Here is a 13,495-nt window from a genome sequence, read left to right as displayed (position 1 = left end):
CTTTGTTCCACAACCGTTTCCCGTTCCAGTCTTACCGCCGGCTTGCCTTCCATTGATCCAGCTGGCGCTGCGTCTCCGCAACCAGCTTGTCCGCACCGGCAGCTTTGCACTTCTCCAAAAGCGCCGGCAGTGCCTGGTCGACGTCCAACACGCCAAAGCCCAGGCCGCGCCTGTACGGGGCCGCCGCGGCTTCCAGTTCGTCCAGATCTACGCCGCGCAGCTGATCCTCGTCAAACTGGAATCCATAGGCAGGGGATACGATTGCCGAACGATTAAATCGTTCCATTTGATCTGCAATATCCAAAGGGGTTCCGGTCCACGGGTTTGCCAGCGAACCGTTAAAAAGCCATTTGCCCAGATAGGTATAGGTTACGTTGTCTTTGTTGACGCCGGGCGGATAATCAAAATGCCCGTCGCCGGTTTTCACATAATGCCGCCCTTCCAATCCATAACATAGCAGATTGGTCAGGTCGCTGTCGCTATACATCAGGTTCAGCACCTTGACCGCTTCCTGCGGATGCGCCGAACGCGCATTGACGCACCAGAGATACATGCAGTCGCTCAGGGTGTTCCGATGCGGCCGGTCGCCAAAGGAAATAAACTCCATGGTATCGCCATAAATTGCCTTTGCATAGTGGACCTCGTCCGGGCGGATGACAAACTGCGTACAGAACGCGTTGCCTGCCGCCACCTGGTCCACGCCGGTCTCCATATTGGTCACAACGTCCTGCTGCAGGTAGCCCTTTTGGTACCACCGGCGCAGCAATCGCGCCCGCGCTTCGTACTCCGGCGTTTCATACAAATTGACCGCCTGCAGGGAATCGTCGTCATAGTACACCATCGCCATCCCGCCTGCCAGCACGTCGCCGATGACACACCGCGCGTCCACCGGAGAGGTGGGAACGTTCGCCACGTAGGGGATCAGGTCGGGTTCCTGCTTCCGGATGATGGAAAACACGCCCTCCAGGTCTTCAAATCGTTTGACCTGCGAAACATCGATCGCATATTGATCCAGATACTTTTTTGCAAACATGATGCCGTCGCACTCAATATCGCCCATCGGCTTGGGAACGCCATACAGTACGCCATCCCGCCGGGCGAGCTCCAGTTTTTGTTTTCCCATCACCTCCACAATGCCCTGTCCGCAGTCTTCCAGCGCTCTGTCCAGCGGCGCCAGGTATCCCTTGGACGCGTACTCCTTGTAGCTGCCGTAGCTGCAATAAATCAAATCCGTCGGCTCGCTGTTGCTCAAATAAAAGCTGCCGCCGGCGTCCGTATTTGCCACCAGCTCAATATGTACGCCCGCCTTTTCCACGCCGATCCGGTCCGCCTCCGCGCTGACCAGCGCGTACGCTTCCGGCTCCGCGACCGCTGCAATCTGCACGCGGACAATTGGCAATTCCGCTTCCGGTTCCGCCGTCTGCTCCGGTTCCGCTCCGCTGCATCCTGACAGGAACAGAACCGACGCGAGGATTGCCGCCAAACAAATTCGCTTCATAAAAACTCTCCTTCCAACTGGAGGAAAAGCTTTCTGTGGGTTTATAATACCGCTTTTCCCCTGTGTTTTCTGCCTCTATCCCGACCTAGATTGTTGTTATTCCGACTTTCGTATTCGGATTACTTAGTTTATTGAAAAAAGCTTTATTCCCTTATGCTTTTGACTTTTTTATCATAATAGTCTAAAATAAGCCAAGATGCAAATGCAAATTTAGATGAAAGAGGGAGACGGAACGTGACAGGATGCAAACGGATATTTCGCTCTATGCGCAGTCAGATCACCGCTATTTTTCTCCTGTGCGTGGTGCCAGTGCTCCTGATCGCACTGGCCAGCAGCCTGCACGCGATCCGCGTCGTGCGTGATCAGGCGTTTCAATCCAACCGGAATACGCTGGCGCTCCGGATGGAATCGATCGACCGGGATTTGGAAAACACCTCTTCCTTTCTTTCCTCTTTTCTGCTGGACACCTCCACCTATTCCAAAATATCCGCGCCGCGGGACAGTTTGGCGCGGCTGAATGCGCTGACTTCCGTGCAAAGCGCGTTTTCCAAGTATCTGCATGCGTATCAAAACACGGACGGACTGTTTTTCTACTACCACACCACGCGGGATTATATCGCCGCCAGCCTGAAGAACGAAACCATAGTGGAACGGAATGCCATTCGTAAATTCCTGTTGAAAAACCTGACGGATTCCGCCTTTGCAGATCAATGGGAAGCGGGCTGGTTTCCGCAGGAGATCGACGGGCAGTATTACCTCCTGCGCATTACAAAACTGAATGGCGTCTATGCCGGTTCCTGGATCTGCGCGGACAATCTGGCGCTCCCCACGAAAAAAGTGGCGGATAACACCGGCGGGCTGGTCCTGCTTTCCACTGCCGACCGGCAGCCAATGACTGACCAGACGCTTTTGAAGGAAAAGAACATCATCCTTTCGGATGAATTACAGACCGGGGGGCAATTTTTCCCCCGGCCGGACTATCTCATTGCGGATGTCTCCTCCGCAACCGGTTCCTTCCATCTCCTGTTTTTGATTCCGGACCGAACCCTGCTGGAAGGACTGGACCTGTCCAACATTCTGTTGATTCTGCTCTCCGTTGTCTCCATAGCCGGTATCCCCATTTTAATGGTTTTGCTGTGGCGAAATATTTTTGTTCCGCTGCGCAGCGTCACGGACGGCATGCACGCGGTGCGCAACGGCAATTTTGATGTAAACCTTCCCGATTTGCCCCGAACCACTGAGCTGGCCGCCGTGACGGATGCGTTCAACGAGATGACGCGGGAAATCCACACCCTGAAAATCGACGTGTACGAGGAGCAGCTCAAGCGGAACCGGGCGCAATTGCAATATTTGAATCTACAGATCAAACCGCACTTTTTCCTGAATTCCCTTAACGTCATTTACAGCCTTGCTCTGGTCAAAGACTACCGCCTGATTCTGGAAATGACCACCTGTTTAATGAAGCATTTCCGCTATATGTTTAAAAGCCCGGACACACTGGTGACCATACAGGAAGAGCTGGTGCATGTGCAAAACTACCTCCGCATTCAGGAGCTGCGGTTTGACGCCCAGTTCCGTCCCTTCGTGGAATTGGAACCCGCTCTGTATGACGCCTGTATTCCCACACTGGTTTTGCACACCTTTGTGGAGAACATTGTAAAACATGCGTATTCCAATGAGAAAGAAACACAGATTCATATCTCTATGAAAGAAGAAGGAGAAGCGCTGGATATAAAGATTTCCGACAACGGCTCCGGCTATCCGGAAGGTTTACTGCCCGAATTGAACCTCCCGGAGCTTCCCGACGAGGACCGGGAAACACATATCGGCATCTACAACATCAGGCAGCGGCTGAAACTGATTTACGGGCAGCAGGCCGTTCTTCATTTCGACAATCTATCATCCGGCGGGGCCGCCGTCCACCTGCGGCTGCCTCTTGTCCGGAAGGAAGGAGGGCCCGGCCATGAAGCTTCTTTTGGTGGATGACGAAGTTATCGCGGCAAACGCGCTCCGGCAGGCTTTTGACTGGGAAACCTGGGGCGTTGACAGCGTTTTTGTTGCGAACAGCAGCAAACAGGCCAGGCAGATTTTGCAGGATAACTGTATTGACATTCTGCTTTGCGACATTGAGATGCCCGGAGAAAGCGGACTGGAGCTGGTGGCCTGGCTGCAAACCACTTTTCCGGAGATTGTCTGTATCCTTCTGACCTGCCATGCAGATTTTTCCTATGCAACGCAGGCCATCCGGAACGGCGTTTCCGATTACCTGCTCAAGCCGGTGGATTTCTCAGAGCTGGGCCGCGCATTGCAAAAAGCCGCCGCACAGATTGCACGGCAGCAGGAGGAACGGGAGCGGCAGCAGGGCCGGCAGTATTGGGAAAGCAATAAGAACCTGGTGGCGGAACGCTTCTGGTACGATATTTTGTCGGGTGCTTATCAGGGAATCGATTACCGATACATCGAAAAGGACGCCCGCCTGCGCGCCGCCGAATTCGATGCGGACGCGCTCTACATCCCCGTGCTGCTGCACGCGAAAGCCGCCGGTTCCGCCATTGCAGAACGGAACCTGTTTGCCTATGCCTTTAAAAATATTGCCGCCGAAATCCTTCTGGAGGGCTTTCCGCAGATTCCGATTGTTTCCATGGAGGAATCCATCTTTGCGGTGCTTTTGCCCGTATGCAGCCCCGCGGAAATCACGGCCCGATGCAGGCGGCTTGCCGCCGTCTGCCGGATGCACTTGCGCGCCGGGGTGCGGTATTCTCAGGCAGATCCCTGTCCGGTTCACGCCCTGTACACAGCCGTACAAACGCTTGCCAAGGAAGGACGCCCGCATACGGAACCGCAAGAAAAGAGCCTGCCGTCCGACTCCGTGGTCGATCGGGTCAAGCGCAGTATTTCACAGCGCCTCGGCGAACCGCTGACGCGCGAGGGACTTGCGGGCGAGGTTTTCCTGAACCCCGACTATCTGGGACGCCTGTTCAAAAAAGAAACGGGGACTTCCATCAACGATTATCTGGTGAGCGCGCGGTTACAGGAAGCCAAACGGCTGCTGCGGCAGACGGAATACAGCATTGGGGAGATTGCTTCCCGCGTCGGCTATTCAAACTTTTCGTATTTTTCGAAACTGTTTAAAGCAGAAACCGGCTGCACACCGAACGAATACCGGCTGCAACGCCAGCCATAGCGCGATACAAACGGCAAATTGTCTGCCTTTTGGGTGCAACTCCGTGCAGGCCACGCCGGTGGTTTCTGCGTCCCGGTTCTTTCCGTATGACATGCAGTAAAATGCTGGATGTTCTTTCCTGTTGGTATGGCGGGCGGCTTTTCTCCATATGATATGGTAAAGAACGGGGGGATCTACATGAAAATCAAGTGGAAACCGCTGATTATCAGCCTGTTAATCAGCATGGGTGTCGCCGGTATATCCGCACTCGCCACAATGAACAGCATGGAGCTGTACGAGGGATTGACCAAACCGCCGCTTTCCCCGCCCGGCTGGGTATTCGGCGTCGTGTGGACGATTCTGTTTTTGCTGATGGGTATCTCATCCTATCTGATTTATGTCTCGGACTCCGAAAACAAAAAAGCCGCTCTGTGGGTTTACGCCGTGCAATTGGCGGTCAATTTCCTCTGGTCAATCATCTTCTTTAACCTGCAGCTGTATTGGTTCGCCTTTGGATGGCTGATCCTGCTCTGGGGCCTGATCCTGGCCATGCTGATTCTGTTTTCCAAAATCAGCAAACCCGCCGCCTGGCTGCAGGTCCCTTACTTGCTCTGGGTGACGTTTGCCGGGTATCTGACTTTATTTGTCGCCATGCTCAATTGAGCGCGAACGCATAAAAATCGGCAGAATCAGAGAGCCCCCTCGCCTTCGGCGAGGGGGCTCTCTGATTCTGCCGGTATCTTGTGTAAACCGCACACGTGATACAGGCCTGTCTATCTTTATCAGTATTTGCCGATGTCCCTGCGGTAGTGCGCACCGTCAAAGTGGATCTTCTCCACCGCCGCATAAGCCTTTTGCAGCGCTTCTTCCAGCGTCGCGCCGGTTGCGGTGACGCCCAGCACGCGGCCGCCGCTGGTATAGAATTTACCGTTCTCCAGTTTGGTTCCCGCGTGATAGACCGTCGCGCCGTCCACCTGGCCGTTTTCGTCCAGGCCGGTGATTTCCAGGCCCTTCGGATAGGAACCGGGATAGCCGCCGGACGCCATGACCACACAGGCCGCCGCGCCGTCGTTCCATTCGATCGGCTGCTCTTCCAGACGTTCCTCACGGACCGCCAGCAGGATATCCACCAGGTCGGTCTTGAGGCGCGGCAGAACAACCTGCGCCTCCGGGTCTCCAAAGCGGGCGTTGTACTCGATTACCTTCGGGCCGTTCGGCGTCAGCATCAGGCCAAAATAGAGGCAGCCCTTGAAAGGGCGGCCTTCCTGCTGCAAAGCGCGGATCGTCGGCAGGAAGATCGTATCCATGCAGGTCTGCGCCAGCTCATCGGTGTAGAACGGATTGGGGCTGATGGTCCCCATGCCGCCCGTGTTCAGGCCCTTGTCGCCATCCAGTGCACGCTTGTGGTCCTTGCTGGAAACCATCGGCTTGACGCATTTGCCGTCCGTGAACGCCAAAACAGAAACCTCCGGGCCGGTGAGGAATTCCTCGATGACCACCTGATTGCCGGACGCGCCGAACGCCTTGTCCTCCATGATCTTCTTAACCGCGTCCTTAGCCTCCTGCAAGTCCGCTGCGATGATGACGCCCTTGCCGAGCGCAAGGCCGTCCGCCTTGACGACAATGGGGAAACGGTTGTTTTTCTCCATATACGCCACCGCATCCTGCGGATTGCTGAACACCTCATAGCCCGCTGTGGGAATATGGTACTTTTTCATCAGGTCTTTGGAGAACACCTTGCTGCTCTCAATTTCCGCCGCAAGCGCGTTCGGACCAAACGCGGGAATGCCCGCGGCCTCCAGCCGGTCCACCATGCCCGCCGCGAGCGGGTCGTCCGGCGCGACAAACACCAGATCGATCTGATTTTCTTTTGCAAAAGCTACCGCGCCGTCCAGGTCCATCGCGGAGATCGCGACGCATTCCGCATCTTTTGCAATACCGCCGTTGCCCGGCGCACAGTACAGCTTCTCAACCTTGGGGCTTTCTTTCAGCTTGCGGACGATGGTGTGCTCTCGTCCGCCGCCGCCGATTACCAGTATTTTCACTTTTATGCCCTCCCGCCGATCAATGGTGGAACAGGCGCATGCCGGTAAAGGCCATGGCGATACCGTACTTATTACAGGTGGCAATCACGTGGTCGTCGCGGATCGAGCCGCCCGGCTCCGCGATATACTGCACGCCCGTCTTATGCGCGCGCTCGATGTTATCGCCAAACGGGAAGAATGCGTCGGAACCGAGGGAAACGCCGGTGAGCGTATCCAGCCAAGCACGCTTCTCTTCGCCGGTGAGCGGTTCCGGCTTTTCAGCAAACAGATTTTCCCATGCACCGTCCGCCAGCACATCCATATACTCATCGGAGATATAGACGTCGATGGTATTGTCGCGGTCCGGACGGCGGATGCCCTCTTTAAATTTGAGGCCAAGCACCTTCGGATGCTGGCGCAGGAACCAGACGTCCGCCTTGTTGCCCGCCAGACGCGTGCAATGGATGCGGGACTGCTGGCCGGCGCCAACGCCGATCACCTGCCCGCCCTTGGCGTAGCAGACGGAGTTGGACTGCGTATATTTCAGCGTAATCAGGGAAATCAGCAGGTCGCGCTTTGCGTCCTCCGGAAGTTCCTTGTTGTCCGTTACGATGTTTTCCAGCAGGCTGTTGTCAATTTTGAACTCGTTGCGACCCTGCTCAAAGGTCACGCCGTAGACGTCCTTATGCTCAATCGGCGCGGGCTTGTACGCTGGGTCGATCTTGACCACGTTGTAGTTGCCCTTGCGCTTGGTTTTTAAAATTTCCAGCGCCTCGTCGGTGTAGCCGGGCGCAATGATACCGTCGGACACCTCGCGGGCCAGCAGGGTCGCCGTCTCTTTATCGCAGACGTCGGAGAGCGCCGCCCAGTCACCATAGGAGGACATGCGGTCCGCGCCGCGGGCGCGCGCATAGGCGCAGGCGATCGGAGAAAGCTCCAGATCGTCTACAAAATAGATCTTCTGCTCCGTCTCCGTCAGCGGCAGGCCCACGGCCGCGCCGGCGGGGCTGACGTGCTTAAAGGAAGCGGCGGACGGAAGTCCGGTGGCCTCCTTCATTTCCTTAACCAGCTGCCAGCTGTTGAACGCATCGAGGAAATTGATAAAACCGGGCTTGCCGTTGAGAACCTCGATCGGCAGGTCGCCGCCGTCCTGCATGAAAATGCGGGACGGCTTCTGGTTCGGGTTGCATCCATATTTCAATAAAAGCTCGTTTGCCATTGGTAACTCCCCCATTACTGATTTTTATTGACGATTCTGCTTTCCGCCTCACCGGTCGCCAGATCGATGTACCGGACAAACAGGGAAACCTTGTTGTCCGCATTCAGCGCGTTCCACACCAGATCGGTAAACGCGTCGATGCCGCCTTCCAGCTTGACCTGGGTCGGCTCTCCTTCAAAGGACGGCAGCGGGTCGCCGTCTCCCTCATAGGTGTGGATAAAGTGGCCTTCGCCCGCGCGCGGCGCGTCATAATCAAAGAAATAGCGGCGCGCGGAGGACTCGTCCCCGCAGGCGCTCTTCAGGATGGAAATCTTGTAGCAGTTGTTTTCCAGCTCGACCACACCGGAAATACGCGGGGTAAAGTTCGGGCCGTCCGGCTCGAAGGTGCGCGTGCGCAGCGCATCCTCAAAGCTCTTGCCCTGCTGCAAAAAATCGTAGACGGTGTCCGTCTGGTCGCCGTTGGTCACAACCGTGGTTTTTCCCAGCACACGCACCGGGGAATAGATGATGAGGGACGGGTCCACCATTTTGCTCTCGTCAAACGCCTTGGTTTTGATGCCCGCGCCGTCCTCTACGAATACGCGGTTGCGGCTGTTTTCACTGCGGCCCATGATGAAATAGGCGATGACCGCCTGTTTCCCGTCCGCGCTTCTGCCCAGGACAATACCGCGCCCCGGATAGGAATTAGAAGCCAGTTCCTCAGCAAGATTTTTTGTCACCATTTCCATTACGCCCTTTCCCTGTTTCCGATCAGTCTTTTATGATGGTTCTGCCGTTTTCCACAGCGATTTTTCCCGCGCAAAACAGCGAGACCGCTTCCGGCAGCAATTTCCATTCCGCCTGTTCCATAATCCGCCGCTGCAGCGTCTCCGGCGTATCGTCCTGACAGACCTCCACCGCCTTTTGCAGGATGATCGGTCCGCCGTCGCACACCTCGTTGACAAAGTGGACGGTCGCGCCGCTCACCTTGACGCCCTTTTCCAGCGCCGCCTCGTGCACGTGCAGGCCGTAGAAGCCCGGACCGCAAAAGGACGGGATCAGCGCGGGATGCACGTTGATGATTTTATTCTCATATTCGCGGATCACTGTTTCGCTGATGATGGTCATAAAGCCGGCCAGCACCACCAGGTCGATTCGGTAGTCTGCCAGCAGCGCCAGCAGCGCCGCGTCGTAATCCGCCTGCCGGGCAAACTCCCGGCGCAGCAGCACGCGCGTGGAAATCCCCGCCTGTCTGGCGCGTTCCAGCGCATACGCGTCCGCCTTGCTGGAAATCACCAGAGACAGCGCGCCGTTTTCGATCTGCCCGGCGTTCTGCGCGTCGATCAGCGCCTGTAAATTGGTGCCGCCGCCGGAAACCAGAACGGCTATGTTCAGCATAGAACGACGCCCTCCCCGCCGGAGACCACCTCGCCCATGACAAACGCGTCCGCGCCCGCGGCCTTCAGCGCTTCCACAGCCGCCTGCGCCTGCTCCTTCGCAACGGCGACGCACATGCCGACGCCCATATTAAAGGTATTGTACATCTCGCGCTTCGGAATCTCCCCTTCCTTCTGCAGAAGGTCGAAGATTGGAAGCTTCGGGATCGCAGCCGTATCGATCTTCGCGGTCAGACCGTCCTTCAGCATGCGCGGGATGTTCTCAAAGAAGCCGCCCCCTGTGATATGGGAAACCGCCTTGATTTCGCACTGTTCCATCAAAGCCAGGATCGGCTTCACATAGAGCCTGGTCGGGGTGAGCAGGCATTCGCCCAGCGTCATGCCCAGCTCGTCCACATAGCGGTTGACGTTTTCCTCGTTGATGTCAAAAACCTTGCGCACCAAAGAGAAACCATTGGAATGCACGCCGGAGGAGGCCAGGCCGACCAGCGCGTCGCCCTCCGCCAGCTTGCTGCCGTCGATGATCTTTTTGCGGTCCACCATGCCCACGCAGAAGCCCGCGAGGTCGTATTCGTCCACCGGGTAGAAGCCGGGCATTTCCGCGGTCTCGCCGCCAATCAGCGCGCAGCCGGACTGCACGCAGCCCTCCGCGACGCCGGAGACGATCGCCGCGACCTTCTCCGGGACGTTCTTGCCGACCGCCACATAGTCCAGAAAGAAGAGCGGCTTTGCGCCGCAGCAGACCACGTCGTTCGCACACATCGCCACACAGTCGATGCCGACCGTGTCGTGCTTGTCCATCAAAAACGCAAGCTTGAGCTTGGTGCCGACGCCATCCGTGCCGCTGACAAGCACCGGCTCCTCCATGCCGCCCAGGTCCGGCTGAAACAATCCGCCGAAGCCGCCGATGCCGGAAACCACGCCCGGAATTTTGGTGCGCGCGACATGGTTTTTCATCAATTCCACCGCTTTGTAGCCGGCGGTCACATCCACGCCCGCCTCTTTATACCGATCGCTAAAACTGTTCATTGTTATCTCCTCCCCGGGCCAGCCGGTTTCAAGTATTAAAGATTAAAGCTCTGCCACCTTTTCCTGAATCGCCGCGTCCTTTTTGGCAACGCCGTCCGCCATCTGCTGCTTCATCTCCACGAGCTTCGCCGCGAGGCCCTCGTCGGAGAGCGCCAGCATCTGGGCCGCCAGGATCGCCGCGTTGTCCGCGCCGTCGATGGCGACGGTCGCCACCGGGATGCCGCTGGGCATCTGCACCGTTGCGAGCAGCGCGTCCAGACCGTCCAGCGTGGAGGACTTGACCGGGATACCGATGACCGGAAGCGTGGTGTGCGCCGCCAGAACGCCGCCCAGATGCGCCGCCTTGCCCGCCGCCGCGATAATCACGCCAAAGCCGTTTTTCACTGCGTCGCCCGCAAAAGCCGCCGCCGCGTGGGGCGTGCGGTGCGCGGACATCACATGTACTTCCACCGGGATTTCAAACGCTTTCAGGCGCTTGATTGCCGCGGAAACGGTGGGAAAATCGCTGTCGCTGCCCATGATGACTGCTACCTTTTTTACTGCCATAGCTGTACACTCTCCTGTTTCTTTCATTTGGGAAGGGGGATTCTTTCCAGCAATCTTCTTTCAAGAAATAAAAAACAGGCTGCGACGGCAATACGACGCAGCCTTGATTTTATAAAGAAAGATAGACGAAGCCCATTGTGCAGAAAGACCAAATCCGAACGGTAAACCCCTTCATCGCGCATACCTCCGCTGTTGTTTTTCTGCCTCCGGCCTTTTCCGGATGCCAACCGCCGGTATGGCATTCACTTCCTTTATTTTAGGATATTTCGACATTAAAAGCAAGCGATTTCCAGCAAAATTCCTTTTTCGTCCAGATATGGAGAGGTTCTTGCTTTATCCCCATGTATTTTGTGTATTCTGCCGCAAGTTGTTTCAAAAGCGCTTTATTTGGCCAGCTTATCCTCAGACATAAATTCTTTTAAGGACGTAGCCAGGCCGGCCATGGATTGAATGTTGGACGGGATAATAATCTTGGTCGCCTTGCCGTCCGCCGCCTTTTGGAAGGCCTCCAGGCTCTTGATGGCGATAACGCCCTCGCCCGGGTTCGCCTCGTTCAGCATTTTGATACTGTCCGCCAACGCTCTCTGCACGGAGAGGATGGCCTCCGCCTCGCCCTGCGCCTCGCGGATTTTGGATTCCTTTATTGCCTCCGCATGCAGGATGGCGGATTCCTTATCGCCTTCCGCAATCAGGACGGCGCTGCGCTTCTGGCCTTCCGCGTCCAGAATTCTGGCGCGGCGCTCGCGCTCCGCTTTCATCTGCTTCTCCATGGAATCCTGGATTTCAGACGGAGGCAGGATGTTTTTCAGCTCCACACGGTTGACCTTGATGCCCCATGCGTCGGTCGCCTCATCCAGAATCAACCGAATTTTGGTGTTAATCACGTCGCGGGAAGTTAAGGTGTGGTCCAGCTCCAGGTCGCCGATGATATTGCGCAGGGTGGTCGCCGTCAGGTTCTCAATCGCGGAAATCGGGTTCTCCACGCCGTAGGCGTACAGCTTCGCGTCCGTGATCTGGAAGTACACGACGGTATCGATCTGCATGGTGACGTTGTCCTTGGTAATCACGGGCTGGGGCGGGAAATCGATGACCTGCTCTTTCAGGGAAACTTTTTTGGAAATCCGATCCATAAACGGCACCTTGACATGCAGGCCGGTTTCCCATGTGACATGGTACGCGCCCAGGCGCTCCATGACGAACGCGTGCGCCTGCGGCACGATTTTGATATTGGAAATAATGACAATGATGATCAAAAGAATCAGAACTAACAACAGATACGGCATAAAAACAGCCTCCTTTATTTTTCTTCAATACAGCCGGCGCTGTGCGCCGGTTCCACAATCAGCTTTACGCCCTCAATCGCCTTGATGCGTACTTTCTCGCCTTCCGGCAGAATGGAACCGTCCGCGGAACGCGCGGTCCAGACGTTGCCGAGCACGGTCACCTGACCGGCACATTGGACATTGTTGATCTGCGAGAGGACGACGCCCTCTTTGCCGATACATCGCCCCGCATTGGTATCTTCCTTTTGAAAGCGCATGGCCTTCTTTACCAACGGGCGGGTAATTGCCAGCGTGATCGCGGTCACGGCCACAAAGACGGTAAACTGCAGCCAGAACGGCGCCCCGCAGATATCCGCGATCAGCGCGCCGATGCCGCCGACCACCAGCCAGATCGAAACCAACTGCGTCGTAACCCCCTCTGCGATTGCAGCGATGACAATCACTGCGAGCCATAAATAGGAACTGGGTTCCATTGTCACACCTCCTCTCCGGTGATGCATTTATCTTACCATAACCGAAATTTTTGCACAAACCGCGCAGGAGGACGGAGAAGGCGGATTTCCGCCCTTTTTGTAAAGCTACTCTCCCCCGCGAACCGGGTCGCTTCGGGGCGAATCCAGGCGGGCCCAATCGTGAAAAAGCCCGGTTTTACGGGATTCTTTACAAAAGTGTAATGATTTCCATCCCCCTTCACTGTATTGCCAAAGGGAGGTAAATATCCCTGAATCTTCCAAATAAATGAAAAAGCCGCCGGCGGGGATATGTTCCCAGCGCACCGGCAGCCCGTTTATATAGTCTTTCCCGTATCGTTTAAAATAAAAACACTTTATGTGAAAGTCGCTTGCAACCATTCCATTCTGTTTTTAACTGTCATAATAGAGTTTTATTAAAATTTTAAGTAAAATTTCATCACCATTAAAATTCACAAAAGAGATTTTAATTAAGTTTTTAAATAATTATTTTATCTATGAGTTAAATTTGCTGACATTCAGAAAACTATATTCATTTTATAGAATTAATGTGTGATTTGCAAAAACAACATATAAAAGTATAATGACAATAAGTGAGGTGATGCATACATCGTGGATAAAAAGAAAATGGGCCGTCCAACCGACAATCCCAAACCCATTAAAATGCAGCTCCGGCTGGATGAAGAGACGAACGAAAAGCTATCCGGCTGCTGCAAGGCGTTGGGCCTCAACAAGTCCGAAGTCCTGCGTATGGGAGTTCATCAGATTTACGACGGCCTGGAGAAAAAATAGAGGAAGCGGCGTCCATCACAAACAGTCACCGCTTCCCCCATCATGCCGCAGCCGCTCACAGGAGCGGCCCGCACAAATAGTATACACTGTGCGGC

General features: G+C 55.6%; 13 protein-coding genes. 4 read left to right on the top strand and 9 right to left on the bottom strand.

Annotation, left to right across the window (positions count from 1 at the left end; all coding sequences use genetic code 11):
- Positions 1 to 31: 31 nt before the first annotated feature.
- Positions 32 to 1,498, bottom strand: a complete 1,467-nt coding sequence (locus I4V53_RS08725; RefSeq protein WP_195985309.1) for an ABC transporter substrate-binding protein — start codon at positions 1,496 to 1,498, stop codon at positions 32 to 34.
- A gap of 264 nt (positions 1,499 to 1,762) precedes the next feature.
- Here I4V53_RS08725 and I4V53_RS08720 point away from each other — a divergent pair, with 264 nt between their 5' ends.
- The 3 genes from I4V53_RS08720 (at position 1,763) to I4V53_RS08710 (ending at position 5,324) form a co-directional block, all read left to right on the top strand.
- On the top strand, positions 1,763 to 3,484 hold the full coding sequence (locus tag I4V53_RS08720) for a sensor histidine kinase (RefSeq protein WP_195985308.1): 1,722 nt from the start codon (positions 1,763 to 1,765) through the stop codon (positions 3,482 to 3,484).
- Positions 3,462 to 4,682, top strand: coding sequence for a helix-turn-helix domain-containing protein (locus tag I4V53_RS08715; protein ID WP_195985307.1), 1,221 nt, complete (start codon positions 3,462 to 3,464; stop codon positions 4,680 to 4,682). Before I4V53_RS08720 ends, I4V53_RS08715 begins: the two co-directional genes overlap by 23 nt.
- A gap of 177 nt (positions 4,683 to 4,859) precedes the next feature.
- Complete coding sequence (locus I4V53_RS08710; RefSeq protein ID WP_195985306.1) at positions 4,860 to 5,324, top strand: TspO/MBR family protein; 465 nt, start codon at positions 4,860 to 4,862, stop codon at positions 5,322 to 5,324.
- Between the two features lie 119 nt (positions 5,325 to 5,443).
- Here I4V53_RS08710 and purD read toward each other — a convergent pair whose 3' ends face one another.
- The 8 genes from purD to I4V53_RS08670 all read right to left on the bottom strand — a co-directional run bounded on the left by purD (position 5,444) and on the right by I4V53_RS08670 (position 12,611).
- A complete protein-coding gene (gene purD / locus I4V53_RS08705) occupies positions 5,444 to 6,706 on the bottom strand; it encodes a phosphoribosylamine--glycine ligase (RefSeq protein ID WP_195985305.1) in 1,263 nt (420 codons plus the stop codon).
- Between the two features lie 19 nt (positions 6,707 to 6,725).
- On the bottom strand, positions 6,726 to 7,904 hold the full coding sequence (locus I4V53_RS08700) for a phosphoribosylaminoimidazolecarboxamide formyltransferase (protein ID WP_195985304.1): 1,179 nt from the start codon (positions 7,902 to 7,904) through the stop codon (positions 6,726 to 6,728).
- 14 nt (positions 7,905 to 7,918) lie between these two features.
- Positions 7,919 to 8,632 (bottom strand): IMP cyclohydrolase, encoded by a 714-nt coding sequence (locus I4V53_RS08695; RefSeq protein ID WP_353616502.1) that lies wholly within the window; start codon positions 8,630 to 8,632, stop codon positions 7,919 to 7,921.
- Between the two features lie 22 nt (positions 8,633 to 8,654).
- Entirely contained in the window at positions 8,655 to 9,281 is a 627-nt protein-coding gene (gene purN, locus I4V53_RS08690; protein WP_195985303.1) for a phosphoribosylglycinamide formyltransferase, read from the bottom strand.
- Entirely contained in the window at positions 9,275 to 10,309 is a 1,035-nt protein-coding gene (gene purM / locus I4V53_RS08685; RefSeq protein WP_195985302.1) for a phosphoribosylformylglycinamidine cyclo-ligase, read from the bottom strand. Before purM ends, purN begins: the two co-directional genes overlap by 7 nt.
- A gap of 42 nt (positions 10,310 to 10,351) precedes the next feature.
- The gene (purE, locus tag I4V53_RS08680; protein ID WP_195985301.1) at positions 10,352 to 10,855 is read right to left on the bottom strand and encodes a 5-(carboxyamino)imidazole ribonucleotide mutase; all 504 of its coding nucleotides are present in this window, start codon (positions 10,853 to 10,855) and stop codon (positions 10,352 to 10,354) included.
- A 383-nt stretch (positions 10,856 to 11,238) separates the two neighbouring features.
- Positions 11,239 to 12,138, bottom strand: a complete 900-nt coding sequence (locus I4V53_RS08675; protein ID WP_195985300.1) for an SPFH domain-containing protein — start codon at positions 12,136 to 12,138, stop codon at positions 11,239 to 11,241.
- A 14-nt stretch (positions 12,139 to 12,152) separates the two neighbouring features.
- On the bottom strand, positions 12,153 to 12,611 hold the full coding sequence (locus I4V53_RS08670; protein ID WP_195985299.1) for an NfeD family protein: 459 nt from the start codon (positions 12,609 to 12,611) through the stop codon (positions 12,153 to 12,155).
- Positions 12,612 to 13,220: 609 nt separating this feature from the next.
- Here I4V53_RS08670 and I4V53_RS08665 point away from each other — a divergent pair.
- Entirely contained in the window at positions 13,221 to 13,400 is a 180-nt protein-coding gene (locus I4V53_RS08665; RefSeq protein WP_195985298.1) for a Maf family protein, read from the top strand.
- The last annotated feature ends 95 nt before the right edge of the window (positions 13,401 to 13,495 follow it).

The organism is Clostridium sp. D33t1_170424_F3 (assembly GCF_015667585.1).
Lineage (GTDB): Bacteria > Bacillota > Clostridia > Oscillospirales > Acutalibacteraceae > Anaeromassilibacillus.
Note: the sequence above shows the minus strand (reverse complement) of the source record. Positions and strands in the feature narration are given on the sequence as shown.